Annotated in this window: 30 protein-coding genes and 1 other annotated feature; of the genes, 19 read left to right on the top strand and 11 right to left on the bottom strand. The window is 53.6% G+C overall.

The window, feature by feature from the left end; genetic code table 11:
* Positions 1 to 126 precede the first annotated feature (126 nt).
* Complete coding sequence (ves, locus tag FFS28_RS00250) at positions 127 to 684, top strand: environmental stress-induced protein Ves (protein ID WP_042319602.1); 558 nt, start codon at positions 127 to 129, stop codon at positions 682 to 684.
* Here ves and cho read toward each other — a convergent pair.
* Positions 662 to 1,540, bottom strand: a complete 879-nt coding sequence (gene cho, locus FFS28_RS00255; protein ID WP_072208767.1) for an excinuclease Cho — start codon at positions 1,538 to 1,540, stop codon at positions 662 to 664. The genes ves and cho overlap by 23 nt on opposite strands.
* 138 nt (positions 1,541 to 1,678) lie before the next feature.
* The gene (gene nadE, locus FFS28_RS00260; protein ID WP_137848423.1) at positions 1,679 to 2,506 is read right to left on the bottom strand and encodes an NAD(+) synthase; all 828 of its coding nucleotides are present in this window, start codon (positions 2,504 to 2,506) and stop codon (positions 1,679 to 1,681) included.
* 230 nt (positions 2,507 to 2,736) lie between these two features.
* On the opposite strand from nadE, the gene osmE reads away from it, so the two are divergent.
* From osmE to chbG, 7 genes are all read left to right on the top strand, one after another.
* Positions 2,737 to 3,081 (top strand): osmotically-inducible lipoprotein OsmE, encoded by a 345-nt coding sequence (osmE, locus tag FFS28_RS00265; RefSeq protein ID WP_058609040.1) that lies wholly within the window; start codon positions 2,737 to 2,739, stop codon positions 3,079 to 3,081.
* 281 nt (positions 3,082 to 3,362) lie between these two features.
* Positions 3,363 to 3,680, top strand: a complete 318-nt coding sequence (chbB, locus tag FFS28_RS00270) for a PTS N,N'-diacetylchitobiose transporter subunit IIB (RefSeq protein WP_006174842.1) — start codon at positions 3,363 to 3,365, stop codon at positions 3,678 to 3,680.
* Between the two features lie 81 nt (positions 3,681 to 3,761).
* Entirely contained in the window at positions 3,762 to 5,120 is a 1,359-nt protein-coding gene (chbC, locus tag FFS28_RS00275) for a PTS N,N'-diacetylchitobiose transporter subunit IIC (protein WP_006174843.1), read from the top strand.
* A gap of 47 nt (positions 5,121 to 5,167) precedes the next feature.
* On the top strand, positions 5,168 to 5,515 hold the full coding sequence (gene chbA, locus FFS28_RS00280) for a PTS N,N'-diacetylchitobiose transporter subunit IIA (protein ID WP_006174844.1): 348 nt from the start codon (positions 5,168 to 5,170) through the stop codon (positions 5,513 to 5,515).
* Between the two features lie 24 nt (positions 5,516 to 5,539).
* Positions 5,540 to 6,358 carry a transcriptional regulator ChbR gene (gene chbR / locus FFS28_RS00285; protein ID WP_006174845.1) on the top strand — a complete coding sequence of 273 codons (819 nt, stop codon included), beginning with the start codon at positions 5,540 to 5,542 and terminating at the stop codon, positions 6,356 to 6,358.
* A 112-nt stretch (positions 6,359 to 6,470) separates the two neighbouring features.
* Complete coding sequence (locus tag FFS28_RS00290; protein WP_058609039.1) at positions 6,471 to 7,820, top strand: 6-phospho-beta-glucosidase; 1,350 nt, start codon at positions 6,471 to 6,473, stop codon at positions 7,818 to 7,820.
* Between the two features lie 11 nt (positions 7,821 to 7,831).
* On the top strand, positions 7,832 to 8,590 hold the full coding sequence (gene chbG, locus FFS28_RS00295; RefSeq protein WP_137848424.1) for a chitin disaccharide deacetylase: 759 nt from the start codon (positions 7,832 to 7,834) through the stop codon (positions 8,588 to 8,590).
* Between the two features lie 126 nt (positions 8,591 to 8,716).
* On the opposite strand, the gene katE is transcribed toward chbG, so the two are convergent.
* Positions 8,717 to 10,966, bottom strand: coding sequence for a catalase HPII (katE, locus tag FFS28_RS00300; RefSeq protein WP_137848425.1), 2,250 nt, complete (start codon positions 10,964 to 10,966; stop codon positions 8,717 to 8,719).
* 203 nt (positions 10,967 to 11,169) lie between these two features.
* On the opposite strand from katE, the gene cedA reads away from it, so the two are divergent.
* Complete coding sequence (gene cedA, locus FFS28_RS00305; protein ID WP_006174850.1) at positions 11,170 to 11,409, top strand: cell division activator CedA; 240 nt, start codon at positions 11,170 to 11,172, stop codon at positions 11,407 to 11,409.
* Between the two features lie 47 nt (positions 11,410 to 11,456).
* Here cedA and FFS28_RS00310 read toward each other — a convergent pair whose 3' ends face one another.
* From FFS28_RS00310 to hxpB, 3 genes are all read right to left on the bottom strand, one after another.
* Positions 11,457 to 12,848 (bottom strand): L-cystine transporter, encoded by a 1,392-nt coding sequence (locus FFS28_RS00310; RefSeq protein ID WP_137848426.1) that lies wholly within the window; start codon positions 12,846 to 12,848, stop codon positions 11,457 to 11,459.
* A 127-nt stretch (positions 12,849 to 12,975) separates the two neighbouring features.
* Entirely contained in the window at positions 12,976 to 13,566 is a 591-nt protein-coding gene (locus FFS28_RS00315) for a metal-dependent hydrolase (RefSeq protein ID WP_137848885.1), read from the bottom strand.
* Between the two features lie 155 nt (positions 13,567 to 13,721).
* Positions 13,722 to 14,393: a hexitol phosphatase HxpB gene (hxpB, locus tag FFS28_RS00320; RefSeq protein WP_006174853.1), complete on the bottom strand. Its 672-nt coding sequence runs from the start codon at positions 14,391 to 14,393 to the stop codon at positions 13,722 to 13,724.
* 149 nt (positions 14,394 to 14,542) lie between these two features.
* On the opposite strand from hxpB, the gene FFS28_RS00325 reads away from it, so the two are divergent.
* On the top strand, positions 14,543 to 15,079 hold the full coding sequence (locus FFS28_RS00325) for a YniB family protein (RefSeq protein WP_137848427.1): 537 nt from the start codon (positions 14,543 to 14,545) through the stop codon (positions 15,077 to 15,079).
* Between the two features lie 36 nt (positions 15,080 to 15,115).
* Here FFS28_RS00325 and FFS28_RS00330 read toward each other — a convergent pair whose 3' ends face one another.
* From FFS28_RS00330 to pfkB, 3 genes are all read right to left on the bottom strand, one after another.
* Entirely contained in the window at positions 15,116 to 15,976 is an 861-nt protein-coding gene (locus FFS28_RS00330) for a fructosamine kinase family protein (RefSeq protein WP_058609036.1), read from the bottom strand.
* A gap of 105 nt (positions 15,977 to 16,081) precedes the next feature.
* On the bottom strand, positions 16,082 to 16,372 hold the full coding sequence (ghoS, locus tag FFS28_RS00335) for a type V toxin-antitoxin system endoribonuclease antitoxin GhoS (protein ID WP_137848428.1): 291 nt from the start codon (positions 16,370 to 16,372) through the stop codon (positions 16,082 to 16,084).
* Positions 16,373 to 16,474: 102 nt separating this feature from the next.
* Positions 16,475 to 17,407, bottom strand: coding sequence for a 6-phosphofructokinase II (gene pfkB / locus FFS28_RS00340; RefSeq protein ID WP_137848429.1), 933 nt, complete (start codon positions 17,405 to 17,407; stop codon positions 16,475 to 16,477).
* Between the two features lie 295 nt (positions 17,408 to 17,702).
* On the opposite strand from pfkB, the gene FFS28_RS00345 reads away from it, so the two are divergent.
* Together FFS28_RS00345 and FFS28_RS00350 are read left to right on the top strand one after the other, a co-directional pair.
* The gene (locus tag FFS28_RS00345; protein WP_006174858.1) at positions 17,703 to 18,461 is read left to right on the top strand and encodes a DUF481 domain-containing protein; all 759 of its coding nucleotides are present in this window, start codon (positions 17,703 to 17,705) and stop codon (positions 18,459 to 18,461) included.
* Positions 18,462 to 18,727: 266 nt separating this feature from the next.
* On the top strand, positions 18,728 to 18,961 hold the full coding sequence (locus FFS28_RS00350) for a hypothetical protein (protein ID WP_137848886.1): 234 nt from the start codon (positions 18,728 to 18,730) through the stop codon (positions 18,959 to 18,961).
* Positions 18,962 to 19,155: 194 nt separating this feature from the next.
* Here FFS28_RS00350 and yniD read toward each other — a convergent pair whose 3' ends face one another.
* Together yniD and yncL are read right to left on the bottom strand one after the other, a co-directional pair.
* Entirely contained in the window at positions 19,156 to 19,263 is a 108-nt protein-coding gene (yniD, locus tag FFS28_RS00355) for a small membrane protein YniD (RefSeq protein WP_003857815.1), read from the bottom strand.
* Positions 19,264 to 19,361: 98 nt separating this feature from the next.
* Positions 19,362 to 19,454, bottom strand: a complete 93-nt coding sequence (gene yncL, locus FFS28_RS00360) for a stress response membrane protein YncL (RefSeq protein WP_137848430.1) — start codon at positions 19,452 to 19,454, stop codon at positions 19,362 to 19,364.
* A gap of 320 nt (positions 19,455 to 19,774) precedes the next feature.
* Here yncL and thrS point away from each other — a divergent pair, with 320 nt between their 5' ends.
* The 7 genes from thrS to pheT all read left to right on the top strand — a co-directional run bounded on the left by thrS (position 19,775) and on the right by pheT (position 26,642).
* Positions 19,775 to 21,703, top strand: coding sequence for a threonine--tRNA ligase (gene thrS, locus FFS28_RS00365; protein WP_137848431.1), 1,929 nt, complete (start codon positions 19,775 to 19,777; stop codon positions 21,701 to 21,703).
* A 3-nt stretch (positions 21,704 to 21,706) separates the two neighbouring features.
* Positions 21,707 to 22,249, top strand: a complete 543-nt coding sequence (gene infC, locus FFS28_RS00370) for a translation initiation factor IF-3 (protein ID WP_059443439.1) — start codon at positions 21,707 to 21,709, stop codon at positions 22,247 to 22,249.
* A 97-nt stretch (positions 22,250 to 22,346) separates the two neighbouring features.
* The gene (gene rpmI / locus FFS28_RS00375; RefSeq protein WP_003030583.1) at positions 22,347 to 22,544 is read left to right on the top strand and encodes a 50S ribosomal protein L35; all 198 of its coding nucleotides are present in this window, start codon (positions 22,347 to 22,349) and stop codon (positions 22,542 to 22,544) included.
* 50 nt (positions 22,545 to 22,594) lie between these two features.
* Positions 22,595 to 22,951 (top strand): 50S ribosomal protein L20, encoded by a 357-nt coding sequence (gene rplT / locus FFS28_RS00380; RefSeq protein ID WP_000124850.1) that lies wholly within the window; start codon positions 22,595 to 22,597, stop codon positions 22,949 to 22,951.
* A 117-nt stretch (positions 22,952 to 23,068) separates the two neighbouring features.
* Positions 23,069 to 23,193 (top strand) — a sequence feature (Phe leader region).
* The gene (gene pheM / locus FFS28_RS21645; protein WP_001386830.1) at positions 23,074 to 23,118 is read left to right on the top strand and encodes a pheST operon leader peptide PheM; all 45 of its coding nucleotides are present in this window, start codon (positions 23,074 to 23,076) and stop codon (positions 23,116 to 23,118) included. (Overlaps the previous feature by 45 nt.)
* Before the next feature lie 62 nt (positions 23,194 to 23,255).
* Complete coding sequence (gene pheS, locus FFS28_RS00390) at positions 23,256 to 24,239, top strand: phenylalanine--tRNA ligase subunit alpha (RefSeq protein ID WP_042319620.1); 984 nt, start codon at positions 23,256 to 23,258, stop codon at positions 24,237 to 24,239.
* Between the two features lie 15 nt (positions 24,240 to 24,254).
* Positions 24,255 to 26,642, top strand: coding sequence for a phenylalanine--tRNA ligase subunit beta (gene pheT, locus FFS28_RS00395; protein ID WP_137848432.1), 2,388 nt, complete (start codon positions 24,255 to 24,257; stop codon positions 26,640 to 26,642).
* Positions 26,643 to 26,646 lie beyond the last annotated feature (4 nt).

The raw sequence follows: 26,646 nt of genomic DNA on the forward strand, positions 1-26,646 counted from the left end.
ACGTCCGCCTAAGGCATGTCTGCTCTGCTGCCGATACTGTTTCCGGGAGTACCTAACGATAACAATCAAGACTGCAGCGGGCGTAATGCCGCTGGGCTGGCGTATGAGCGCCCTTCAGGAGTGGTGATGGAGTTCTTTGATATCCGCAAGATGCCGGTCAGCCTTTGGCGTAATGGGGCCGGTGAGACCCGCGAAATTTGCTGCTTTCCTTCCGCGACGCGTGATTTTTCCTGGCGCGCCAGCATTGCGTCCATCGCCAGCAACGGCGAGTTCTCCTCTTTTCCGGGCGTTGACCGGGTCATTACGCTGCTGGAGGGGGGAGAGGTGACGCTGGATGCCGGGAAGGCGTTCTGCCATACCCTTAAGCACCATCAGCCTTACAGCTTTGCCGGTGATCTGCCGGTAAAGGCGCTGCTCACCGACGGGCAGATGTCGATGGACTTCAACATCATGACGCGTCGGGAGCAGTGTCGGGCAAAGGTTCGCGTTGCGGACAGAACCTTCACCACCTTTGGCTCACGCGGGGGCGTGATCTTCGTGCTGAGCGGCGCGTGGCAGCTGGGTGAAAAACTGCTGAGGGCCGATCAGGGGGCCAGCTGGGAAAACGGCTCGCACACCCTGCGGTTACTGGAAACGAAAGGGACGTTGCTGTTCAGCGAAATTACCTGGCTTCCAGGTCATTGAGCAAAATGACCTCGTACTGCCCGGTCAACAACGGCTTACAGAGAATTTTGTAGCCGTCCTGATCGAACCCGGCGGGCGTGCGGAGCAGCGAAACGGCATCGTTCAGGCTATCCACGGCGCCCAGCCATAGCCAGTTATGAATGATGTGATAGTGGGTCATCCCGTCCCCGGTCTCTTTCAGCGCCACGGCACCTTCCCAGGGCCAACAGTTGACGCGAATCGAGGCCAGCCCGTCGAGAAAACGTGCATGGTGCGCTTCCACGCTTTCCTTTCCACAGCAGGCTCCTGCGCAGCGCTTGAGCGCCGAGCGGAAGCAGGCGCGCCCGCGCGTGGTGGCCTCCAGGCCCAGCAGGCCATAGCAAAGCTGGAGTTCGTCCGCCAGCGTTTGTACGGTCTGCAGCGCCGCGCGTTTGTTGGCAAACAGGCCATAGAGATTAGGTTCTTGCGAAAAATCGACTTCACGCGCGTAAACCACCTGTGGCTTACCGGCCTGGACCTGGATAGAGCAGAGCTGGCGGTTACGGCGCAACCGTTTGTTGAACAGCGGCTGCTGTTCTTTGATCAGCCGGGCTTCCAGCAGTAACGCCCCCAGCTCACCGGCCGTCTGGATCCAGGTGATGCGCCGGGACTGACGCAGCATCGCTGCCTCGTCCGGGGTGCGCAAATGGGACAACACGCGGCTGCGAATATTGACGCTTTTGCCGATGTAAAGCGGCATGGTGTCGCTTTCGCCATGGAAAAAATAGACGCCAGGCTGCTTCGGCAGGGCCTCAAGCCAGGGGCGAAGATGTTCCGGATATTCATAGATAGCCGCCGCTTCAAATTCAAGGCGCGGGGCTGATTGACGCCTGCTCACATACTGCTCCATATACTGTTCAGGCATACAGTGTAGCAGGTGTTTAGTGGTTAAAAAAGAGGCGGATGAGCAGGGGGGCAAGGGGCGATGACCGGGCCTGGAAGGATCACAGGCCCGTGCAGGCGTAGCGACGCCGGGTTATTTCTTCCAGAAATCGTCAAACACCGTGATCGGCGGACGACGCTTGTGCTCGGTTTTGAGATACCAGCCTTCAATAATTTTCGCGGTGCCTTCGTCCAGCGTTTTACCTTCCAGATAGTCGTCGATATTGTCGTAGGTGACGCCCAGCGCGGCTTCATCCGGCAGGGAAGGGCGATCGTCTTCCAGATCGGCGGTAGGCGCTTTCTTATAAAGGTGTTCAGGGCAGCCAAGCGCTGCCAGCAGTTGCTTACCCTGGCGCTTGTTCAGGCGGAAGAGCGGGTTGATGTCGGTGCCGCCATCGCCATATTTGGTGAAGAAGCCAGTGATGGCTTCTGCGGCGTGATCGGTGCCGACCACAATCCCCCTGGTCATTCCCGCAATGCTGTACTGAGCTTTCATTCGTTCACGCGCTTTTTCATTGCCGCGAACGAAATCACTCAGCTCAATGCCTGCTTCACGCAGCGCCTGCTCGCTCGCAAGGACCGAGCCTTTAATGTTTACCGTGAGAACCCGATCGGGCTGGATGAAGGCGATGGCATCCTGACAATCCTGCTCATCAGCCTGCACGCCGTAGGGCAGACGAACGGCAATGAACTGCAGCGCGTTATCCCCGGTCTCTTCACGCAACTCAGAGATAGCCATCTGGCTCAGCTTACCCGCAAGCGTGGAGTCCTGGCCGCCGCTGATGCCCAGCACCAGGGATTTCAGGAAGCTATTGGTTTTAAGATACGACTTTAAAAAATCGACGCTTCGGCGGATCTCTTCGTTTGCGTCAATCTCAGGCTTTGCGCCCAGCGCCTGAATAATCTCTTGTTGCAGAGCCATTACGCCCCCCTTTGCAGAATCGAACAGAATTGGTCATCTGTTAAAACTAACCCTTTGGACGTAAAACGACAAGGTTCACGGTTTTGAGTGCGCTGAATTACGCCAATTTCGCGAGTTAATATTGTTTTATTAGATTTTTCTGAAATTCGTCTGGCGTAACTCGCAAAGTTGAACAATAGTGTTTTTTATTCCATGCTTAGATAACACGCTGATAAACAAGAGGACGGAATATGAACAAGAACGTAGCAGGAATTTTAAGCGCAGCGGCGGTACTGACTATGCTGGCAGGGTGTACAGCTTACGATCGCACGAAAGATCAGTTCACACAGCCAGTCGTTAAAGATGTCAAAAAAGGGATGACGCGTTCCCAGGTTGCCGCGATTGCCGGTAAGCCATCTTCTGAAGTCACCATGATCCATGCGAAAGGTACTTGCCAGACCTACATCCTGGGTCAACGTGATGGTAAGGCTGAAACCTACTTCGTCGCGCTGGATGATGCAGGACGCGTGATGAACTCAGGTTACCAGACCTGTGCTGAATACGACACCGATCCGCAGGCACCTAAGGCGCAGTAACCGCGCTTGCCAGAGGATGATAAAGAACCGGCCAACAGGCCGGTTTTTTTTCGCCCGCGTGAATCTTATTTCTTTGCGCGAATTATTTGCCCGAAATGTGAAGGTAGTCAACAAGCCAGGTCAATGAGAGACAATTTCAGCCTGTTCAGAATTATCCCCGCCTTGTACCATTGCGTATACTCACTTCAACGATAAACAACATTAAGCCATCTGCCCGTCAGCCAGGATAGCAAGTCGAGTGAGAGTGCGACGGTGGGTAGTGATACAAGAGGGAAATTATTATGGAAAAGAAACATATCTATCTGTTCTGTTCAGCGGGCATGTCAACCTCACTCCTGGTCTCCAAGATGCGCGCGCAGGCCGAAAAGTATGAAGTTCCCGTCGTAATCGAAGCGTTTCCAGAGACGCTGGCGGGCGAGAAAGGCCAGACGGCAGACGTCGTGTTGCTGGGGCCACAAATCGCTTACATGCTGCCTGAAATTCAACGTCTGTTACCGAATAAGCCTGTCGAAGTTATCGATTCTGTGCTGTATGGCAAAATCGATGGTTTAGGTGTACTGAAAGCTGCTGTTGCAGCCATTAAAAAAGCTGCTAATTAATTTTTTTATTTTTCCCGTCAAAGAGTAATTTCACACACAATACGCCGTAACGTCAGTTGCGGCATTTAAGGGTATTTTCCTATGAGTAAAGTCATCGCTTCACTTGAAAAGGTACTCCTTCCTTTTGCTGTTAAAATAGGAAAGCAGCCTCACGTTAATGCCATCAAAAACGGCTTTATTAAATTAATGCCGCTGACGCTGGCCGGGGCAATGTTCGTTTTAATTAACAACGTTTTTCTGAGCTTCGGGGAAGGTTCCTTCTTTTATTCATTAGGAATCAGGTTAGACGCTTCCACCATTGAAACCCTCAATGGTCTTAAAGCCATCGGCGGCAACGTATACAACGGTACGTTGGGTATTATGTCGCTGATGGCCCCTTTCTTTATTGGCATGGCGCTGGCGGAAGAACGTAAAGTGGATCCGCTGGCGGCCGGTTTATTATCGATTGCCGCCTTTATGACGGTAACACCATACAGCGTGGGCGAAGCCTATGCCGTTGGCGCAAACTGGCTGGGTGGCGCAAATATTATTTCCGGTATTATTATCGGCCTGGTCGTGGCGGAAATGTTCACCTTTATTATCCGTCGTAACTGGGTTATTCGCTTACCGGATAGCGTACCGGCCTCTGTTTCTCGTTCATTTTCCGCGTTGATTCCAGGTTTCATTATCCTCTCTATTATGGGGATTATTGCCTGGGCGCTTTCTCACTGGGGTACAAACTTCCACCAGATCATCATGGACTCTATCTCCACGCCGCTGGCGTCGATGGGTGGCGTGGTCGGTTGGGCGTATGTGATTTTCACCTCCCTGCTGTGGTTCTTCGGCGTGCATGGTTCACTGGCACTGGCGGCGCTGGACAGCGGCATCATGACCCCGTGGGCACTGGAAAACGTTGCGCTTTACCAGCAGTACGGTTCCGTTGATGCGGCACTGGCAGCAGGTAAAACCTTCCATGTGTGGGCGAAGCCGATGCTGGACTCCTATATCTTCCTGGGGGGTACCGGGGCGACGCTGGGTCTGATCATCGCGGTCTTTATTGTGTCTCGCCGCGCTGACCATCGTCAGGTGGCGAAACTGGCGCTGCCTTCCGGCATCTTCCAGATTAACGAGCCGATCCTGTTTGGTCTGCCAATCATCATGAACCCGGTGATGTTCATTCCTTTCGTGCTGGTTCAGCCTCTGCTGGCGGCAATTACGCTGATTGCGTACTACCTGGGCATTATCCCGCCGGTAACCAACATTGCACCGTGGACGATGCCGACCGGTCTGGGCGCGTTCTTCAATACCAACGGTAGCGTGGCCGCCTTCCTGCTGGCGATATTCAACCTCGGAATTGCCACCCTGTTGTACATGCCGTTCGTGGCGATAGCGAACAAAGCCGCAACGGTCATCGACGAAGAAGAGAGCGAAGAGGATATCGCCCTCGCACTGAAATTCTAAAATTGCACGGCGCGGGGCAGCCCGCGCCAGCCACAAGGAGCGAAAAGATGTTAGATTTGGACAGTATCGTAGCCGAAGAAGCCGCAGAGAACGATCTGGAAGAAGTGGTAATGGGCCTCATCATCAACTCAGGACAGGCCCGTAGCCTGGCCTACGCCGCGCTGAAGCAGGCCAAGCAGGGCGATTTTGCAGCAGCCAAAACGATGATGGATCAGTCGCGCACCGCGCTGAATGAAGCTCACCTCGTGCAGACTAAACTTATCGAAGGCGATCAGGGCGAAGGGAAGATGAAAGTGAGCCTGGTGCTGGTTCATGCTCAGGACCATCTAATGACGTCCATGCTGGCCCGCGAGCTGGTGGCTGAGTTGATTGAGCTTCACGAGAAGATGCAGTAAGTCAGGTAGCAGGAGGTCAGCACGATGGAAATTAAAACCGCTTTTGAGCAGCAGCTGTTTAATGGCAAAAATTTTCATGTGGTTATTTACAACAAGACGGAGAGCGCGAGCGGTCTGCACCAGCACGACTACTACGAGTTCACGATTGTTCTGACCGGCCGCTACTATCAGGAGATCAACGGCAAGCGTGTCCTGCTGGAACGCGGTGATTTCGTCTTCCTGCCGATGGGCTCCTATCACCAGAGCTTTTATGAATTCGGTGCAACGCGCATTCTCAACGTTGGGGTAAGCAGACGTTTCTTTGAGAAACACTACCTGCCGCTGGTGCCGTTCTGCTTCGTGGCCTCGCAGGTCTATCGCGTCAAAAACGAGTTCATGACCTGGATTGAAACGGTGATTGCATCGCTTAACTTCCGCGATAACGAATTTGATGAGTTTATTGAAACCGTCACTTTCTACGTGATGAACCGTCTTCGTCATCACCGTGAAGAACAGCAGGTGATTGATGATATTCCCCAGTGGCTGCGCGGCACCGTTGAAATGATGCATGATAAATGTCAATTCAGTGACAATGCGCTGGAGAATATGGTGGCGTTATCGGGTAAGTCGCAGGAATATTTAACCCGCGCGACCCAGCGCTATTATCGCAAAACGCCCGTGCAAATAATTAATGAAATCCGCATTAATTTTGCCAAAAAACAGCTGGAAATTACGAACTACTCTGTCACCGATATTGCCTATGAGTCGGGCTATAGCAGTCCCAGTCTGTTTATTAAGACCTTTAAGAAATTTACCTCATTCACACCGAACAGTTACCGAAAGAGTTTAACGGTAATGAATTAACTTTTGGCGGTTATATCCGCTACGAATACTGTCTTGATTGCTTGCCCAAAATAGCGGGAACAGCACGCTATACGTTGCAGGCGGTTAACCTGATATGCGAAGGGAGATATTTATGCAACAGAAATTAAAAGTCGTAACCATTGGTGGCGGCAGCAGCTATACCCCGGAATTACTGGAAGGTTTCCTGAAACGTTATCATGAACTGCCGGTGAGCGAATTATGGCTGGTGGACGTTGAGGAAGGTCAGGAGAAGCTGAATATTATTTTCGACCTCTGCCAGCGTATGGTTGAAAAAGCGGGCGTTCCGCTCACCGTGCATAAAACCCTCGACCGCCGTCTGGCGCTGAAAGATGCTGATTTTGTGACGACCCAGCTGCGCGTAGGCCAGCTGAAAGCCCGCGAACTGGACGAACGTATCCCGCTCAGCCACGGCTACCTCGGGCAGGAGACTAACGGCGCAGGCGGCCTGTTCAAAGGGTTGCGTACCATCCCGGTGATTTTCGACATTATCAAAGATGTGGAAGAGATCTGCCCGAATGCCTGGGTAATCAACTTTACTAACCCGGCGGGCATGGTCACCGAGGCGGTGTACCGCCATACCGGCTTCAAGCGTTTTATCGGCGTATGTAATATTCCGATTGGCATGAAGATGTTTATTCGCGACGTGCTTGCGTTGAGCGACAGCGACGAGCTGTCCATCGACCTGTTCGGCCTGAACCACATGGTATTCATCAAAGATGTGATCGTTAACGGCACATCACGCTTTGCCGAGCTGCTCGACGGCGTGGCCTCCGGCCGTCTGACTGCCGCATCGGTGAAAAATATCTTTGACCTGCCGTTCAGCGAAGGGCTTATTCGCTCGCTGAATCTGCTGCCGTGCTCCTATCTGCTTTACTACTTCAAGCAGAAAGAGATGCTGGCGATTGAGATGGGTGAATACTACAAGGGCGGCGCGCGTGCACAGGTTGTGCAGAAAGTTGAAAAGCAGCTGTTTGATTTGTATAAAGACCCGAACCTAAACGTGAAGCCAAAAGAGCTTGAGCAGCGCGGCGGGGCGTACTATTCGGACGCGGCGTGTGAAGTGATTAACGCCATCTATAACGACAAGCAGGCGGAACACTATGTGAACGTGCCGCATCACGGACACATCGATAACATTCCGGCAGACTGGGCCGTTGAGATGACCTGTATCCTGGGCCGCGACGGCGCAAAACCGCACCCACGCATCACCCATTTTGATGACAAAGTGATGGGCCTGATCCATACCATCAAAGGGTTTGAAGTGGCGGCGAGCCACGCTGCGTTAAGCGGCGAGCTGAACGATGTGCTCCTGGCGCTGAACCTTAGCCCACTGGTGCATTCCGACCGCGACGCGGAACAGCTGGCGAGTGAGATGATCCTGGCGCATGAGAAATGGCTGCCAAACTTTGCTGCTACGGTTGAGAAGCTGAAACACCGTTAAGAGGGGGCGCAATGGAAAACCTGCTGATTGTGAATGCCGACGATTTTGGCCTGTCGAAAGGGCAGAACTACGGCATCATTGAAGCCTGTCGTCGGGGCATCGTGACCTCGACCACCGCCATGATCAATGGTGAAGCGGCCGGGCACGCGGCGCAGCTCAGCCGGGACGTACCTGAGCTCGGTGTCGGTATGCACTTTGTGTTGACGCTGGGCATGCCGCTTTCCCCCATGCCGGGCCTGACGCGCGACGGCGCACTGGGCAAATGGATTTGGGAAATGGCCGAGCAGGGGACGTTGCCGCTCGACGAAATCACCCGCGAGCTGGACTGCCAGTTTAACCGCTTTGTTGACGTGTTTGGTCGTGAGCCGACGCATATCGACAGCCATCATCACGTGCATATGATCCCGGTGATTCTCCCGATTGTCGCGGAGTTTGCCCGGCGTAAAGGGGTGGCGATGCGCGTGGATCGCACTGAGCTGGCGCTTCATGCCTTGAACAGCCCGTCAGTGTCCACGACCGACGGGTTCAGCAGCGCATTTTACGGTGATGAAATCGACGAAGCACTGTTCCTGAAGGTACTGGATGAGTCTGCCGCACGAGGCGAGCATTCGCTGGAGGTTATGGCGCACCCGGCTTTTGTTGATAATACGATACGCAAAAGTGCCTACTGCTGGCCGCGGCTGGCAGAGCTGGATATCCTGACCTCATCCTCGCTGAAGTATGCGATTGCCGAGCGCGGGTATCGTCTGGGGACGTTTAACGATCTGTGAGTAAAAAGCCCGGTGGCGAAGTAAAAGTAAAAAGGCAACGAACGTTGCCTTTTTTTATGTTTGCTCCCTCTCCCGTGGGAGAGGGTTGGGGTGAGGGCATCAGCCCGCACGGCCACCCGGCTTTTTTTATGCCGGGATCTGCGCAGTTTTACTGCTGCGCGACCACACGCGGTGGGCGGCGAGCAGGTCGAACAGCTGGGTCATAAACGCATCGTCAACGCTGTCACCCTCGACAATCCCTTCTTCGCCCTGATCCGCTACCTTCAGCAACGGTTTAAACTGGCGTGCGTCGCCAGCAAACGCAATCGGCTTCAGGTGCTTGTAGGCTTCCAGCAGGTAGTAGTTGGCATCACCGTTGCCAAGCAGGCTGGCGATTTCGCCGCACGGCACAATCACCGCATCCACCGTCAGCGACGGCGCCCCGGCAAAGGTGGCCGCAATCGGCAGTACCGAGCCGTCATCGGCCGTCACTTCGCCCATGCGCGAGTAGAGCAGCTTGGCGTGCACCCCTTTGGCTTTCAGCGCTGTCATGATCGCCAGCAGATCGCTGGCGCGGGTTTTGTCGTTAAGCAGGATCCCCACGACGCGGCCCTTAATTGACCCGCCCGGTACCGCATAGAGGCTCAGGGACGGATCTTTTTTGATGCCGTTGACGTCTTTCGGCGGGGCGGCATGACGCTGTTCGTCGGTGAGCGTAATGCCGAGATTATCAGCAACGCTCTGGGCAAGCTGGATATCAATATGCGCAAGCTGATCAACTACGCGCTCGCGGATGTAGGTGCGCACCACTTTACTCAGTTCGAAGCTAAAGCCGCCGATAATATGCTGTTGCTCAATTGGCGTCTGGCTGTTCCAGAACAGGCGAGGGTGGGCGTAATACTCCCCAAAGGAGGGGCTGCGTTCGCGGATTTTTGCCCCGTCCACGCGTTCCTGATAAGACTCAAACCCGCCGCGCTTCGGCCCCGGTGGCGTTTCACGCGGCCAGTTATCGTTGATCGAGTTAGGTTCGTAGTTGGCCGGGTTGGTGTCGATATCCTGGCGGTGCATCCCGTCGCGCTGGAAGTTGTGGTAAGGGCAGGTCGGGCGGTTGATCGGGATTTCGTGGAAGTTTGGCCCGCCAAGGCGGCTGATTTGCGTATCGGTATAGGAGAATAAACGCCCCTGCAGCAGAGGATCGTTGGTGAAGTCCAGGCCGGGGACGATGTGCCCTGGGTGGAACGCGGCCTGTTCGTTCTCGGCGAAGAAGTTATCCGGGTTACGGTTGAGCACCATTTTGCCCACCAGCTGCACGGGAACAAGCTCCTCGGGGATCAGCTTGGTCGGGTCGAGCAGGTCGAAATCAAACTTGAACTCGTCCTCTTCCGGGATTAACTGTAGCCCCAGTTCGTATTCCGGGAAATCACCGGCTTCGATGGATTCCCACAGCTCGCGACGGTGGAAGTCCGGGTCACGACCGGTCAACTTCTGGGCTTCATCCCACACCAGCGACGCTTTACCGGCGACCGGTTTCCAGTGGAATCGCACAAACGTGGCTTTACCTTCGGCGTTGATCAGGCGGAAGGTGTGGATCCCGAACCCTTCCATGGTGCGATAACTGCGAGGGATCCCACGGTCGGACATCGCCCACATCACGTTGTGTAAGGTTTCGGGCTGCAGGGAAACATAGTCCCAGAAGGTGTCATGCGCACTTTGTCCCTGCGGTATGGCCCAGTGTGGCTCTGGTTTTACCGCATGGACAAAGTCAGGAAACTTATGCGCATCCTGAATAAAGAAGATCGGCGTATTGTTCCCTACCAGATCGAAAATCCCTTCGTCGGTGTAAAACTTGGTGGCAAAGCCGCGGATATCACGCACCGTGTCGGCAGAGCCTGCGCCGCCCTGGACGGTAGAGAAGCGCACAAACACCGGCGTTTTTTTGTCGGGATCGGAGAGGAAGTCCGCTTTAGTGATATCTTTCAGGCTCTTATAGGGCTGGAAATAGCCGTGCGCCGCAGAGCCACGCGCATGAACGATGCGTTCCGGGATGCGCTCATGGTCGAAATGGGTAATTTTTTCCCGCAGGATAAAATCTTCCAGCAGGGTAGGCCCGCGAGAGCCTGCGCGCAGGGAGTTCTGGTCATCGGCAATACGTACGCCCTGATTAGTTGTCAGCGCATGGCCTTCGCCGCCTTTGCGGTGAGGCTCGAGAGCATTCAGTTTATCATTTGCGTTGCCCGGGGATTTGAAACTTCCCGGCGCAGTAGGTTGTTCGCCCGGTGCGGAAGGGCCCGGTGAAGGCTTATGCGATCCGTCCGCTGGAGCAAGTGAATCCATTCCCGGTTGAGATTCTTCAGTGCCATGAATGGGTGATTGATGTGTTTTATCATTGTTCGACATTGCACGCTTCTCCTGTATACGTTCCTAAAAACCCTATTAAGGATAGAACAATGTCATGAACAGGCTAACGAACCAGGCGTTTTAGGACATTTTTCTTAACGAAAGCTGGCATCATCGGCCCCCGAGGCGCGACGGGTGGGGGGAGAATCGGCTATGATAGAAATTTCCTGTATTCAGAATCTGTATTAGTGAACCCGTCGCTTATGAAACCTCTTCGCCAACAAAATCGCCAGGTTATTAGCTATGTGCCCCGCGTCGAACCTGCGCCGCCTGACCATGCCCTGAAGGTTGAGGGCTTTCGCGATGTCTGGCAGCTGCGTGGGAAGTACGTGGCATTTGTGCTGATTGGTGAACACTTTCGCCGCTCCCCCGTGTTTACGGTTCCCGAGTCGGCGCAGCGCTGGGCGGTGCAAATCCGCCAGGAAGAAGAGGTTGAAGATTAACAGACATAAAAAAACCGCCATCAGGCGGTTTTTTTATTGTGCAGTGATTAGCGGTGCGCCAGTTCGACGTCATCTTCACTTTCAAGGATCGCTTTGTCCGTCTGCTTCAGCCACTGGCTGGTCAGCGTCCCGGCAGTCATGGAGCCGCTGACGTTCAGAGCAGTACGACCCATGTCGATCAGCGGTTCAACGGAAATCAGCAGTGCAACCAGCGTTACCGGCAGGCCCAGCGCAGGCAGTACGATCAGCGCAGCGAAGGTTGCCCCACCGCCTACACCCGCCACACCGGCGGAGCTGATGGTGACAATACCCACCAGAGTCGCAATCCAGACCGGATCCAGCGGGTTAATCCCCACGGTTGGCGCAACCATCACCGCCAGCATCGCCGGGTAAAGCCCCGCGCAACCGTTCTGACCAATGGTGGCACCAAAGGTAGCAGAGAAGCTGGCGATGGATTCTGGTACGCCCAGGCGACGCGTTTGCGCTTCAACGTTCAGCGGAATAGAGGCTGCGCTGGAGCGACTGGTAAAGGCGAAGGTCAGCACCGGCCATACTTTACGGAAGTATTTCAGCGGGCTCACGCCGTTAACGCCCAGCAGGATGCCGTGCACCACAAACATGATGGCGAGACCCAGGTAAGACGCAATCACGAAGCTACCGAGCTTGATGATGTCCTGCAGGTTGGAGCCTGCCACCACTTTGGTCATCAGGGCCAGCACGCCGTAAGGCGTCAGCTGCATGACCAGGCGAACCAGCTTCATGACCCAGCTTTGCAGGGTATCGATGGCGACCAGCACGCGTTCACCTTTCGGCGCATCGTCTTTCAACAGCTTCAGTGCCGCTACGCCCAGGAACGCAGCGAAGAACACTACGCTGATAATGGACGTCGGGCTTGCACCGGTCAGGTCAGCAAACGGGTTCTTCGGAACAAAGGAAAGCACCATTTGCGGAACGGTCAGATCGGCAAGTTTACCAACATAGTTGGTCTGGATTGCCGTCAGGCGCGCGGTTTCGGCTGAGCCTTGTACCAGACCTTCGGCGGTCAGACCAAACAGGTTAGTCACCAGTACACCGACCAGCGCGGCGATAAGCGTAGTGAACAGCAAGGTCCCGATGGTCAGAAAACTGATTTTACCCAGCTGGGTGGCGTTGTGCAGACGCGCAACCGCGCTCAGAATAGAGGCAAACACCAGCGGCATGACGATCATCTGCAGCAGCTGCACATAGCCGTTACCGACAATGTTGAACCACTGGATAGACTCTTTCATTACCGGGCTATCGGAACCGTAAATGGCGTGTAATGCCAGACCAAATACGACACCCATACCCAGACCGACGAGTACTTTCTTCGCCAGGCTCCACTGTTTGTGGCGCGTCTGTGCGAGAAGCAATAGCAAAACAACGAACACAATAATGTTCGCGATGAGTGGAAAATTCATCCCCGTTCTCCTGATTTATTATCCGGTCGGTTTTTACCGAGCCTGTTGGCGCAAGGTTAGCAGAAGTGTGATGTGGCGCTTATATCCAAATGGAATGGTTTATGACAAATGTGATTATTTTGTCGGTTTAATGTTCAATCTGGTGATTAATAAAACGATCAAACTGGAATTGCAGGGAGTTAATCATTTGCGATGACCAGCGGACTGCACTGTTTTCGGGCAATGTTTGCGGCATCCAGACCGCCCAGGCAAACAGCGCCATGCACAACACGCGCTCAAGCTGGTTGCCTTTTTGGGGGGCGAGGATCGGGAGGCGGAAGCGCCACCGGCAGGGCCAGAGAAGCGGCACGCCCGCCGGGGTGAGCATGTCGGCAAGAATATGGCTTAAATAGCCCAGCACCATGCCCTGAATGGCATCGGCAGGCACTATCCAGCTATCAGGGACCTTAAGATAGAAAAGCGTCAGCAGGCCAAAAACAGCCAACAGACTGTGGGTAAATCCGCGATGACCAAAGGCCCTGGCGATGGGTTTGGATATCCACTTCAATCGCTGGCCAAGGAAAGACTTCGGATGATCGATATCCGGCAGCAGGCAGGTCAATACTGCGGAAGGGACAATATGCCACCAGTCCCCCTGCGCCAGCACAGGGGTAAGTTCAGCGTTTTTAGAAAACACCGCGCAGGCAATTGAAAAAAGCAGGTGGCCTTCCGCCGTCATGATAAAACCCAACAAACTGTCAATTCATACAGTATAGGTTTTTTATACAGTGTACGGAAGAGGTGACGGTGTAACCCTTTGTCACAAACGGGCACTATTCATGCGCTTTCGTGCCCGGTCATACGCTTTCAGGCAGCCTCGCTGCCTGAAAAGGGTTACTCGCCGCGCAGGTGCTGCGGGGTAAGTTCGGTTAGCGATGACAGTTTGACATCGGCCAGCGCAAAGCGGGGATCGTGCTGACCTTCTTCGGCCGGGACAACAATCGAGCGCATACGCGCCGCTTTCGATGCCACCATGCCGTTGACCGAATCTTCCAGCGCCACGCAGGACAGCGGGTCAAGGCCCAGCTTCGCGGCACAATCCATATAAACCTGCGGGTGGGGTTTGCTATAGGGCAGCTTTTCCGCCGAGGCCAGCGCGTCGAAGCTGTCGCGCAGCTCAAACATCGTCAGCACTTTTTCCAGCATATGCAGCGGTGAGGCAGACGCCAGCCCCACTTTTAAGCCTTGTGCCTTACAGAGCGCAACGGCTTCACGCACGCCGGGCAGCAGAGGCTTGTTTTCCTCAACCAGGGAAATCGCGCGACTGATAATCCGGTTGGTCACTTCGTTACGGTCAGGGCCAACCCACGGCTGGTGGGCATACCACAGCTCAACGACCATATCGATGCGCAGCCCAAGCGTGTCGGGCAACTCGTTCCGGCGAGAGATATCTACGCCAAGGCTGGCCATAACGTCCAGTTCAGCGCGATCCCACAGCGGTTCGGAATCGATCAGCAGTCCATCCATGTCAAAAATAGCGGCAAGAATCTGGCGCGGTGCCGTCATTATTACGTCTCCTTCTCTCAGGTGTCCGACAAACGATAAATGCTAAGTCCAGTCTGCAATTTAGCATATTGCCTTCAAAGAACGGGCGAAAATCACGGTCAGCAGGTAGACTTAGGCACAAATAACGCGTCTTTTTTGAAGGGGAACTGATGACGTATCAACAAGCTGGACGCATCGCTGTCTTAAAACGTATTGCCGGGTGGGTCATTTTCATTCCGGCGGTGATTTCAACGCTGATTTCCATCTTTAAATTCATGTTCGATCACAGCGAAAAGCAGCCGGGCATCAATGCGGTTATGCTGGATTTCGCACATGTGATGATTGAGATGATGCGCTTCAACACGCCATTCCTGAACTTTTTCTGGTACAACTCACCGACGCCGGATTTCCACCAGAAGCTTAACGTTGGGTTTTGGGTAATCTATGCGCTGATTTTTATTGCGATGGCGCTACAGGCCTCGGGCGCACGCATGAGCCGTCAGACGCGTTTTTTGCGTGAAGGGGTGGAGGACCAGCTGATTCTGGAGCAGGCCAAAGGGGACTCGGGGCTGACGCGCGAGCAGATTGAATCGCGGATAGTGGTTCCGCGTCACACCATTTTCTTGCAGATATTTCCGCTCTACGTCTTGCCGGTGATCATCATTGTCGCGGGTTATTTCTTCTTCTCGCTGCTCGGCTTCCTGTAAGAAAACGCAGGGTGGCACATTAGCCACCCTGTGAGATCAGGCCGCGAGCACGCGATCCAGCGCGCGCTGCGCGTTAACCAGATGCTCGCCGCCAAACAGGATCGCCCGATTAAGCAGGGTATAGAGCTGGTAAACCGGCTGTCTGTCGAGGAAATCGCCCGGGAGCGGGGAGACGGACTGATACCCATCGTAGATTTGCGGCGGCTGCTCAGGATGGAGCGGCAGCATGGCGAGATCGCACTCCCGGTCACCCCAGTAGCAGGCGGGGTCAAAGATATAAGGGCCGTTTGGCCCCAGCGCGCAGTTCTCGGACCACAAATCACCGTGCAGTAATGATGGCTGTGGCTGGTGCGAAGCGAGCCGTTGCTGGACATGTTCGACGATGGCATCGATATTTCCGAATTCCAGCCCTCTCTCTGCGGCAAGCTCAAGCTGCCAGCCGATGCGCTGCTCGGCAAAGAACGTCGACCAGCGGCGCTGCCAGGCGTTGGGCTGTGGCGTGGTGGAGAGATCGTTGTCAAAGTCGAGGCCAAACTGCGGCTGATCGCTCCACTGGTGCAGGCGGGCAATTTGCTGTCCCAGGATGAAGGCGCTGTGGGCATCCAACGGGCGCGCCGGCAGATACTCCATCACCAGAAAACTGTAATCTCTGTCGGTTCCCACGGCCCAGACCTGCGGAACCGTGACCGTTTTACTGCGCGATAACAGTTCCAGCTGATCGGCTTCGGCGGTAAAGATAGGAAGTAATTCCCGCTCATCGCATTTTACGAAAAGATCGCGTCCAGCGTAGCGCAAATGCCACGCGGCGTGGATCTCTCCGCCTGGCAGTTCGTTACGCAGTTCAATTTCACCTTCTCCCAGCTGCTCACTTAAAAGATGACTGATAGCCTGCCACATGATCTCTCTCCCATGTTGTCTGCCAGATCATAACGTTAGCGCAAAATGGCTGTTAAAAAACAGGAACTAACGCACACATGAGCGGTTTACTGCACTACAAGGCACTTATTGTTCTTTTTTCACCCAGCTCTCCCAGGTGTCCACGTCTATCTCCGTGGCTTTATCGGTCACGCTTTCTGCCAGGCTGCTTGCCAGGGCATTGACCTCTTCCTGGCTAAGCGCGCTGATCAGGCCAAACGTCATCGTCCCCAAATCATGAATATTGCCGTCTTCGTCAGTCAGGGTGAACAGGAAATTGGCGCGCGTGAACGCATTGTTCAGCTCATTGATTTCGGTTAGCGACGCTTCATGGATCCTTACCGTTACGACGTAGCGGGTGATATCACCACTGCTCATATTTCACCTCATTGTTATCACGAAAGTTTTTTTAGCATAGTCGATAGTGTGGGTTTGGCGACTCTGGCACGCTTACCCCCTCGCGCGGAGGGGGCGGCGTTATCAGGCTTTCGACAGATAATTGACAATCTTCTGGGTATCCTCCAGCGAGCACAGGCGTGTTCCCTGATTGATGGTTGCAGCACTACCGGCGGCCACGCCGTAGCGCGTCATCTCCAGAAGAGAAGCACCTTCTGCAAGCTTTAACACCATCGCACCGACCATGCTGTCACCCGCACCCACGGTGCTCTGGCTTTTCATGGGCGGCGGAACCACCTGAGCAAAACCGGTTTTGTCGACCGCTAGCGCCCCCTGTGGCCCCAGGGAGACGACCACGCGCAGCGCTTTACCGCTGCGAACCAGCTCCTCGGCGGCGGTCCGCACGTCGTCAGGCTGGGTCAACTCGCGATTAACCAGCGCGCTTAGCTCTTTTTGGTTGGGTTTAACGAGTTCAAGCTGACCAGGTTCAAGGGCTGCCTGGAGCGCTTCACCTGAGCTGTCGACAATGCAGCGAATGCCGCGCTGCTGGACGGATGCGATCAGCGCTGTCAGCTTTTGCGTACTGATGCCAGGCGGCAGGCTGCCGCTGATGACCAGCAGCGCGCCGGATTCAATCGCCAGCACTTTCTCTTCGAGCTGGCGAAACTCGTCGTCGCTGAGTCTGGCGCCTGGCATGACGAAGCGGTACTGCTCGCCGCTGGACTCAACATGGACGTGCAGGTTTTGCCGCGTCCAGTCTTTGGCATTCACGGTCTGGGTGGCGACCTGTTCATCCGCCAGCAGCGACTCAAGGTGTTCGCCGGTGGCGCCGCCTGACGGGAATATCGCGGTGGCTTTGCCGCCGAGGTGCGTAATCGCGCGGGCCACGTTGATGCCGCCGCCACCCGGTTCAAATACGGGGGCGCTACAGCGCAGTTTCCCCTCAGGGTAAATTTGGGGTGTCAGGGTCGCGGAGTCGAGGGAAGGGGAGAGTGTCAGGGTGTATATGGAAACCATGTTTACCTCCTTTTAGTATGGGCTTCCTTAAGTCTGGCACCGATTACCAGGAAGGCAATGTAAATAACAATATGATTTTAAATATGAATACTGACAAAAACTGAAAACCCGACATATAAATTAAATGTCGATTTGGGATCGTTCTTATTCAAAAAATAAAATAAGAAAACATTGCTATGTTATTTGCGGCTTTTTATAATTTGTTACCTTTCTCTGGACGCCTTGTCATTGATCCTCAAGAAAGTTTCCGAGACCGTGATGGTCTCTTTTTTTGTTGTATGGACTCCCTAATAAAATGAAGCTTTTGAAGACAGTTCCTGCTGCACTGATGCTGGCGGGTGGTGTGTTTGCGTCGTTGAACGCAGCCGCCGATGATTCCGTTTTTACTGTCATGGACGATCCAAGCTCCGCGCAAAAACCGTTTGAAGGTAACCTGAACGCGGGTTATCTGGCACAATCGGGTAACACGAAAAGCTCCTCTCTGACGGCAGACAGCACCCTGACCTGGTACGGCAACACCACAGCGTGGTCGCTGTGGGGGAACGCCAGCAACACATCCGCGAATGATGAACGCTCCTCAGAGAAATATGCCGTAGGGGGACGTAGCCGCTATAACATGACCGACGCCGATTATCTGTTCGGTCAGGCCAGCTGGTTAACCGACCGCTATAACGGCTACCGCCAGCGTGACGTGTTCACGGCAGGTTATGGTCGCCAGTTCCTCAACGGACCGGTGCACAGCTTCCGCTTCGAATTCGGTCCTGGTGTTCGCTATGACGAGTTCACCGACGGCGAAACCAAAACTCAGCCGTTAGGTTATGCTTCCGGCACCTACGCCTGGCAGATGACCGACACCACTAAGTTCACTCAGGGGGTTTCTGTTTTCGGTGCCGACGATACCACGCTGAACTCCGAGACGGCGCTGAACGTGGCCATCAACGAACACTTTGGCCTGAAACTGGCGTACAACGTGACCTGGAACTCTTCCCCGCCGGACTCTGCACCGGATCATACCGACCGTAGAACCACCATTTCTCTGGGCTATAAAATGTAATAGTCGCGGGCCGAATACTCGGCCCGTTTTTTATTTTTCATTTTTTGAAGCTGTGCTGTTTTATATTGAACGCCGTTTTAAAATAAGTGGTCCTTCAAAACTTCTTAATTTCTCCATAATTACTCCCGTCGCGTATATTCAATTTATTTGACACGTTTTGATAAATTAATTGACTAGGAAAAAGTGTGATCCAGATCTACACTTAGGGCACAGGCAAAATGTTGCCTTAGGCTGTTCAGTATTAATGAAAATAGAGAATTATGATGATGAACAAAATTAAAAACGCTGCCGCAGCAATGGCGCTTTCCGCACTTTCGTTTGGCGTATTCGCTGCCGATAACCTGGCTTCACCTGCCGCAGATGCTAACGTTGCCACAGGTATTACCCGCGCCTCTGACGTCGAAGCAGGCTCCAACATCGCACCAGGCACGCAGTCTACCGGGCAATCCATGAATGATGCCTTTGATGTGCATAAACTGGTCGCTGGTGAGTGGTCCTGATCGCGTTATTGTCGCGTAGGTATTGAATCAGATATCAATTACCTAACCCGTCAAAAACCGGATGTTGATGTACCGGTTTTTGCGGCGCAGGGTATTAAAGGCTAACTCACGTCTTCTATTTTTTATTGACTCTGCTCGTGTCACCGGAATGTATTACCCGGTCAGTTCTTTCTTAAGTCGTTTTCCCCACAGGGTTAACCCCAAATCATGGCGGCCCAGCGCAGCAGCAGCATCGCGCCGCAGATAGCAATAAGTACTACCACCATTTTCCAGTGCTTAACGGCAAAACGTTTCGTTGGCATAACCTAATCCTTGTCAGTTGATTCCCTCAGTCTATCAAAATATGCGCCAGGGTGTGCAATGCAAAGGCCAGAAGGCTATGCCACATTACCGGTCAGAATTAAAACCAGTGGAATCGGTCGGCAAGAATCAGCACCAAAACGGCGGCTGAGAGGATATTTAAAATCACGACGGTTCTGCTGGAAACATTCATTGGATGCTCCTTAGAGAGATTAAGACCAGTTCAAGGATAGCTTAGCAATACTGGATTGCGAGCTGTGGGCGGTAAAACTTAACAAACTCATACAAATGGATGAGTCGCAAAAAAGTTGCAGAGGGTGCATTCGCCCTTGCATTAGTGTTACCATTACGTCGCCTGCCGTAAATCCGCATTAATCTGAATTCGGCCGGTCCAGGATGGCGAGCCAATTTGACGATTGTTGGTTAGATGGTTCGTAATCTATTGTTTACTAACGATTATTTTCTTTGTATATGCTCTTATGTGTGGGGCATCACTGCAAATAAGGATATAAAATGCCTGTAATTACTCTTCCTGATGGCAGCCAACGCCACTACGACCACGCTGTAAGCCCAATGGATGTTGCCCTGGATATTGGTCCTGGCCTTGCGAAAGCGACCATTGCCGGCCGCGTTGATGGCGAACTGGTTGATGCGTCCGATCTGATCGAAAACGATGCGAAGCTGTCTATCATCACAGCGAAAGACGAAGAAGGTCTGGAGATCATTCGTCACTCCTGTGCGCACCTGTTAGGTCACGCAATCAAACAACTGTGGCCCAACACCAAGATGGCGATCGGCCCGGTTATTGACAACGGTTTCTATTATGACGTTGACCTTGACCACACCCTGACTCAGGAAGATATCGACGCGCTCGAAAAACGTATGCACGAGCTCGCCGAATCCAACTATGACGTCATTAAGAAGAAAGTCAGCTGGCACGAAGCGCGTGAAACGTTCGTGAAGCGTGGCGAGACCTATAAAGTCTCTATTCTTGACGAGAACATTTCTCATGATGATAAGCCTGGCTTGTATCATCACGAAGAATACATCGACATGTGCCGTGGTCCGCACGTGCCGAACATGCGCTTCTGCCATCACTTCAAACTGATGAAAATCGCGGGCGCCTACTGGCGTGGCGATAGCAACAACAAGATGTTGCAGCGTATTTATGGTACCGCGTGGGCGGATAAAAAAGCCCTGAACGCCTACCTGCAGCGCCTGGAAGAGGCGGCTAAGCGTGACCACCGTAAAATCGGTAAGCAGCTTGACCTGTACCATATGCAGGAAGAAGCGCCGGGTATGGTCTTCTGGCATAACGACGGCTGGACTATCTTCCGCGAACTGGAAACTTTCGTGCGCTCTAAGCTGAAAGAGTACCAGTACCAGGAAGTGAAAGGCCCGTTCATGATGGACCGTGTTCTGTGGGAAAAAACAGGCCACTGGGACAACTACAAAGATGCGATGTTCACCACGTCTTCCGAGAATCGTGAATACTGCATCAAGCCAATGAACTGCCCGGGCCACGTTCAGATCTTTAACCAGGGTCTGAAATCCTACCGCGATTTACCGCTGCGTATGGCGGAATTCGGTAGCTGCCACCGTAACGAACCATCAGGTGCGCTGCACGGTCTGATGCGCGTTCGTGGCTTTACTCAGGATGATGCACATATCTTCTGTACGGAAGACCAGGTACGTGACGAAGTTAACGCCTGCATTCGTATGGTCTACGATATGTATAGCACCTTTGGCTTCGAGAAAATCGTTGTCAAGCTCTCAACGCGTCCGGAAAAACGTATCGGCAGCGATGAGACATGGGATCGCGCGGAAGCGGATCTCGCCGTGGCGCTGGAAGAGAACGGTATCCCGTTCGAATACCAACTGGGCGAGGGCGCATTCTACGGTCCGAAAATTGAATTTACCCTGTATGACTGCCTCGATCGCGCATGGCAGTGCGGAACGGTACAGCTGGACTTCTCCCTGCCGCAGCGTTTAAGCGCCTCTTATGTTGGCGAAGACAACGAGCGTCAGGTACCGGTAATGATTCACCGTGCAATCCTCGGTTCTCTGGAACGCTTCATCGGCATCCTGACCGAAGAGTTCGCCGGCTTCTTCCCAACCTGGCTTGCGCCAGTGCAGGTGGTGGTGATGAACATTACCGATTCTCAGGCCGATTACGTTAAAGAATTGACGCAGAAACTACAAAATGCGGGCATTCGCGTAAAAGCAGACTTGAGAAATGAGAAGATTGGCTTTAAAATCCGCGAGCACACTTTACGTCGTGTCCCGTATATGTTGGTCTGTGGTGATAAAGAGGTGGAAGCAGGCAAAGTGGCCGTTCGCACCCGCCGTGGTAAAGACCTGGGAAGCCTGGACGTAAGTGAAGTGATTGAGAAGCTGCAACAAGAGATTCGCAGCCGCAGTCTTCAACAACTGGAGGAATAAGGTATTAAAGGCGGAAAACGAGTTCAAACGGCACGTCCGAATCGTATCAATGGCGAGATTCGCGCCCAGGAAGTTCGCTTAACAGATCTTGAAGGTGAACCACTGGGGATTGTGAGTCTGAGAGAAGCGATCGAAAAAGCTGAAGAAGCTGGAGTAGATTTAGTTGAAATCAGCCCTAACGCCGAACCGCCAGTTTGTCGTATTATGGACTACGGCAAGTTCCTTTATGAAAAGAGTAAGTCTTCTAAGGAACAGAAGAAGAAGCAAAAAGTTATCCAGGTTAAGGAAATCAAATTCCGTCCTGGTACCGACGATGGCGATTATCAGGTAAAACTCCGCAGCCTGATACGCTTTCTGGAAGATGGCGATAAGGCCAAGATCACACTGCGTTTCCGCGGTCGTGAGATGGCCCACCAACAGATCGGTATGGAAGTGCTTAACCGCGTCCGTGAAGATCTGAGTGAACTGGCAGTAGTCGAATCCTTCCCTACGAAGATCGAAGGCCGCCAGATGATCATGGTGCTCGCTCCTAAGAAGAAACAGTAAGGCCTTCAAGCAGCAAAATCTGTGGAGCCTTCGGGTTTCATAGGTTTTGTTCGCCTATGTTTCGTTTATTTAACAATGCGAAGTGGAAGTTATTAAGATGCCAAAAATTAAGACCGTACGCGGTGCTGCTAAGCGCTTCAAAAAAACCGGTGGTGGTGGATTTAAGCGTAAGCACGCAAACCTGCGTCATATTCTGACCAAAAAATCTACTAAGCGTAAACGTCACCTGCGTCCAAAAGGCCTGGTTTCTAAAGGCGATCTGGGTCTGGTTATCGCGTGCCTGCCGTACGCATAAGCCGTTAACGTTTAATTTTTTACTAAGAATATAGATACAGGAGAGCACATATGGCTCGCGTAAAACGTGGTGTAATTGCACGTGCACGTCACAAGAAAATTTTGAAACAAGCTAAAGGTTACTACGGTGCGCGTTCACGCGTTTACCGCGTTGCCTTCCAGGCTGTTATCAAAGCAGGTCAGTACGCTTACCGTGACCGTCGTCAGCGTAAGCGTCAGTTCCGTCAACTGTGGATTGCGCGTATCAACGCAGCAGCACGTCAGAACGGTATTTCTTACAGCAAATTCATCAACGGCCTGAAAAAAGCCTCTGTTGAAATCGACCGTAAGATCCTGGCTGACATCGCAGTATTCGACAAAGTAGCGTTCACCGCTCTGGTCGAAAAAGCGAAAGCAGCACTGGCATAAGCCAGTTGAAAGAGGGGGCTTTGCTCCCTCTTTTCATTTAACACCATCAGAAGATTGACATTTATCCGTGCAGGCTTTTCAATAAGGTCTTAACGGTTTTTACCACACAAGGTAACGCAAGCATGAATGCTGCTATTTTCCGCTTCTTCTTTTACTTTAGCACCTGAATTCAGGAGGCTAGCGCGTGAAAGATGAAACGAAAAACAGCGCCAGATAAGCCTCCTGATGGAGGCTTTTTTTGTGTCTAAATTCGAGAGATTAAGTCCACCAAATCGGTGTCTGCACCGACATAATGAGGAAAACCATGTCACATCTCGCAGAGCTGGTTGCCAGTGCAACGGCCGCCATTAACCAGGCCTCAGATGTTGCCGCGTTAGACAACGTCCGCGTCGAATATCTGGGCAAGAAAGGGCATTTGACCCTTCAAATGACTACCCTGCGTGAGTTGCCTGCTGAAGAGCGCCCGGCAGCGGGTGCGGTCATCAATGAAGCGAAAGAGCAGGTACAGCAGGCGCTGAACGCGCGTAAATCCGCGCTGGAAAGCGCAGTGCTGAACGCCCGTCTGGCAGCCGAAACCATCGACGTTTCACTGCCAGGCCGTCGGATTGAAAACGGCGGATTGCACCCGGTCACCCGTACCATCGATCGTATTGAAAGTTTCTTCGGTGAGCTCGGCTTTACCGTGGCGACTGGCCCGGAAATTGAAGATGACTATCACAACTTCGATGCCCTGAACATTCCTGGCCATCATCCGGCACGTGCTGACCACGACACTTTCTGGTTTGACGCAACGCGTCTGTTGCGTACACAGACCTCTGGCGTTCAGATCCGCACCATGAAGGATCAGGCACCCCCTATCCGTATCATCGCGCCGGGCCGCGTTTATCGTAATGACTACGACCAGACGCATACCCCGATGTTCCATCAGATGGAAGGCCTGATTGTTGATAAAAACATCAGCTTCACCAACCTGAAAGGTACGCTGCACGATTTCCTGAACAACTTCTTTGAGGAAGATCTCCAGGTGCGTTTCCGTCCGTCCTACTTCCCGTTCACCGAGCCGTCTGCTGAAGTTGACGTAATGGGTAAAAACGGCAAATGGCTGGAAGTGCTGGGCTGCGGTATGGTCCACCCGAACGTGCTGCGCAACGTAGGCATCGACCCGGAAGTTTACTCCGGCTTTGCTTTCGGTATGGGCATGGAGCGTCTGACCATGCTGCGTTACGGCGTAACCGACTTACGCGCTTTCTTCGAAAACGATCTGCGTTTCCTCAAACAGTTTAAATAAGGGCAGGACAGAACAATGAAATTCAGTGAACTGTGGTTACGCGAATGGGTGAACACCACGCTTGATAGCGAAGCGCTTTCTAACCAAATCACCATGGCAGGCCTGGAAGTGGACGGCGTAGAGCCGGTCTCCGGCGCGTTCACCGGCGTGGTGGTCGGTGAAGTGATGGAGTGCGGTCAGCACCCTAACGCCGACAAGCTGCGCGTGACAAAAGTGAATGTGGGCGGCGATCGCCTGCTGGACATCGTCTGCGGTGCGCCGAACTGCCGTCAGGGTCTGAAAGTGGCCGTGGCGACTGTGGGTGCCGTGCTGCCGGGTGATTTCAAAATTAAAGCCGCGAAGCTGCGCGGTGAACCTTCTGAAGGCATGCTCTGCTCGTTCTCCGAGCTGGGTATTTCCGACGATCATAACGGCATCATCGAGCTGCCGCTGGATGCACCAATTGGTACCGATATTCGTGAATACCTGAAACTCGATGACAATACCATCGAAATCAGCGTAACGCCGAACCGTGCTGACTGCCTGGGCATCATCGGCGTGGCGCGCGACGTTGCCGTGCTCAATCAGACCGAGCTGAACGCACCGGAGATCGTGCCGGTGGAAGCCACCATCAGCGATACGCTGCCCATTCAGGTGGAGGCCGCTGATGCGTGCCCGCGCTACCTGGGCCGTGTGGTAAAAGGCATTAACGTTAAAGCCGCAACCCCGCTGTGGATGAAAGAAAAACTGCGCCGCTGCGGTATTCGTTCCATCGACGCGGTGGTTGACGTGACCAACTACGTTCTGCTGGAACTGGGCCAGCCAATGCACGCGTTCGATAAAGATCGTATCGAAGGTGGCATCGTGGTGCGTATGGCGAAAGAGGGCGAAACCCTGGTTCTGCTGGACGGCAGCGAAGCGAAGCTGAACGCGGATACGCTGGTTATTGCTGACCACAACAAAGCGTTGGCCATGGGCGGTATCTTCGGCGGCGAACACTCCGGTGTGAATGATGAAACGCAGAACGTGCTGCTGGAGTGTGCGTTCTTCAGTCCGCTGTCCATCACCGGCCGCGCGCGCCGTCACGGCCTGCATACCGATGCGTCTCACCGCTATGAGCGCGGCGTGGATCCTGCGCTGCAGTATAAAGCGATGGAGCGTGCTACACGCCTGCTGATCGACATCTGCGGCGGTGAAGCAGGCCCGGTTATCGACGTAACCAACGACGCAACGCTGCCGAAGCGTGCCACCATCACGCTGCGTCGCAGCAAGCTGGATCGTCTGATTGGTCACCACGTTGCCGATGCGCAGGTGAGCGATATTCTGCGCCGTCTGGGCTGCGACGTCACCGAAGGCCAGGACGAGTGGCACGCCGTTGCGCCATCCTGGCGTTTCGACATGGAAATTGAAGAAGACCTGGTGGAAGAAGTGGCCCGCGTTTACGGCTACAACAACATCCCTGACGAGCCGGTCCAGGCTGGCCTGATCATGGGGAGCCACCGTGAAGCCGACCTGTCCCTGAAGCGTGTGAAAACCATGCTGAACGACAAAGGCTATCAGGAAGTGATCACCTACAGCTTCGTCGATCCTAAGCTGCAGCAGCTGATCCACCCGGGTGAGGAAGCGCTGATCCTGCCAAGCCCAATCTCAAGCGAGATGTCGGCGATGCGCCTGTCGCTGTGGACCGGTCTGCTTGGCACCATCGTGTACAACCAGAATCGCCAGCAAAACCGCGTGCGCATATTCGAAAGCGGCTTGCGCTTTGTGCCGGATACGCAGGCAAATTTAGGCATCCGTCAGGATCTCATGCTGGCAGGTGCCATTACCGGAAACCGTGTTGAAGAGCACTGGGACCTGGCAAAAAGCACGGTTGATTTCTACGATATGAAGGGCGATCTGGAAGCAATTCTCGATCTGACCGGTAAATTATCCGAAATTGAATTCCGCGCTGAAGCCATTCCCGCCCTGCATCCGGGCCAGAGTGCAGCGATTTATTTAGACGGCAAACGCGTTGGTTTCATTGGCGTTGTGCATCCTGAGCTGGAACGTAAATTCGACCTCAATGGCCGTACTATCGTGTTCGAGCTGGAGTGGAACCCGGTCGCAGACCGCGTGATTCCTCAGGCGCAGGACATTTCTCGCTTCCCGGCGAACCGCCGTGATATCGCTGTTGTGGTCGCGGAAAACGTTCCCGCAGCAGATATTTTGGCCGAATGTAAGAAAGTTGGCGTAAATCAGGTAGTTGGCGTAAACTTATTTGACGTGTACCGCGGCAAGGGCGTAGCAGAAGGTTTCAAGAGCCTCGCTATTAGCCTTATCCTTCAGGATACCAGCCGTACACTCGAAGAAGAGGAGATTGCCGCTACCGTCGCCAAATGTGTAGAGGCATTAAAAGAGCGATTCCAGGCATCATTGAGGGATTGAACCT

Origin of the sequence: Enterobacter sp. 2VL (assembly GCF_005503595.1) — a bacterium.
Taxonomy (GTDB): domain Bacteria; phylum Pseudomonadota; class Gammaproteobacteria; order Enterobacterales; family Enterobacteriaceae; genus Enterobacter; species Enterobacter cancerogenus.

Excerpts from the sequence above, each read along its gene's own strand:
- chbG (WP_137848424.1), top strand. The coding sequence starts at position 7,832 with ATGGAAAACCTGCTGATTGTGAATGCCGACGATTTTGGCCTGTCGAAA.
- chbB (WP_006174842.1), top strand. The coding sequence starts at position 3,363 with ATGGAAAAGAAACATATCTATCTGTTCTGTTCAGCGGGCATGTCAACC.
- thrS (WP_137848431.1), top strand. The coding sequence starts at position 19,775 with ATGCCTGTAATTACTCTTCCTGATGGCAGCCAACGCCACTACGACCAC.
- yncL (WP_137848430.1), bottom strand. The coding sequence starts at position 19,454 with ATGAATGTTTCCAGCAGAACCGTCGTGATTTTAAATATCCTCTCAGCC.
- hxpB (WP_006174853.1), bottom strand. The coding sequence starts at position 14,393 with ATGACGGCACCGCGCCAGATTCTTGCCGCTATTTTTGACATGGATGGA.
- osmE (WP_058609040.1), top strand. The coding sequence starts at position 2,737 with ATGAACAAGAACGTAGCAGGAATTTTAAGCGCAGCGGCGGTACTGACT.
- FFS28_RS00330 (WP_058609036.1), bottom strand. The coding sequence starts at position 15,976 with ATGTGGCAGGCTATCAGTCATCTTTTAAGTGAGCAGCTGGGAGAAGGT.
- yniD (WP_003857815.1), bottom strand. The coding sequence starts at position 19,263 with ATGCCAACGAAACGTTTTGCCGTTAAGCACTGGAAAATGGTGGTAGTA.
- chbA (WP_006174844.1), top strand. The coding sequence starts at position 5,168 with ATGTTAGATTTGGACAGTATCGTAGCCGAAGAAGCCGCAGAGAACGAT.
- pfkB (WP_137848429.1), bottom strand. The coding sequence starts at position 17,407 with ATGGTTTCCATATACACCCTGACACTCTCCCCTTCCCTCGACTCCGCG.
- FFS28_RS00345 (WP_006174858.1), top strand. The coding sequence starts at position 17,703 with ATGAAGCTTTTGAAGACAGTTCCTGCTGCACTGATGCTGGCGGGTGGT.
- chbC (WP_006174843.1), top strand. The coding sequence starts at position 3,762 with ATGAGTAAAGTCATCGCTTCACTTGAAAAGGTACTCCTTCCTTTTGCT.
- ves (WP_042319602.1), top strand. The coding sequence starts at position 127 with ATGGAGTTCTTTGATATCCGCAAGATGCCGGTCAGCCTTTGGCGTAAT.
- nadE (WP_137848423.1), bottom strand. The coding sequence starts at position 2,506 with ATGGCTCTGCAACAAGAGATTATTCAGGCGCTGGGCGCAAAGCCTGAG.
- cedA (WP_006174850.1), top strand. The coding sequence starts at position 11,170 with ATGAAACCTCTTCGCCAACAAAATCGCCAGGTTATTAGCTATGTGCCC.
- pheS (WP_042319620.1), top strand. The coding sequence starts at position 23,256 with ATGTCACATCTCGCAGAGCTGGTTGCCAGTGCAACGGCCGCCATTAAC.
- katE (WP_137848425.1), bottom strand. The coding sequence starts at position 10,966 with ATGTCGAACAATGATAAAACACATCAATCACCCATTCATGGCACTGAA.
- FFS28_RS00310 (WP_137848426.1), bottom strand. The coding sequence starts at position 12,848 with ATGAATTTTCCACTCATCGCGAACATTATTGTGTTCGTTGTTTTGCTA.
- pheT (WP_137848432.1), top strand. The coding sequence starts at position 24,255 with ATGAAATTCAGTGAACTGTGGTTACGCGAATGGGTGAACACCACGCTT.
- chbR (WP_006174845.1), top strand. The coding sequence starts at position 5,540 with ATGGAAATTAAAACCGCTTTTGAGCAGCAGCTGTTTAATGGCAAAAAT.
- FFS28_RS00290 (WP_058609039.1), top strand. The coding sequence starts at position 6,471 with ATGCAACAGAAATTAAAAGTCGTAACCATTGGTGGCGGCAGCAGCTAT.
- ghoS (WP_137848428.1), bottom strand. The coding sequence starts at position 16,372 with ATGAGCAGTGGTGATATCACCCGCTACGTCGTAACGGTAAGGATCCAT.
- rpmI (WP_003030583.1), top strand. The coding sequence starts at position 22,347 with ATGCCAAAAATTAAGACCGTACGCGGTGCTGCTAAGCGCTTCAAAAAA.
- FFS28_RS00315 (WP_137848885.1), bottom strand. The coding sequence starts at position 13,566 with ATGACGGCGGAAGGCCACCTGCTTTTTTCAATTGCCTGCGCGGTGTTT.
- rplT (WP_000124850.1), top strand. The coding sequence starts at position 22,595 with ATGGCTCGCGTAAAACGTGGTGTAATTGCACGTGCACGTCACAAGAAA.
- FFS28_RS00350 (WP_137848886.1), top strand. The coding sequence starts at position 18,728 with ATGAACAAAATTAAAAACGCTGCCGCAGCAATGGCGCTTTCCGCACTT.
- FFS28_RS00325 (WP_137848427.1), top strand. The coding sequence starts at position 14,543 with ATGACGTATCAACAAGCTGGACGCATCGCTGTCTTAAAACGTATTGCC.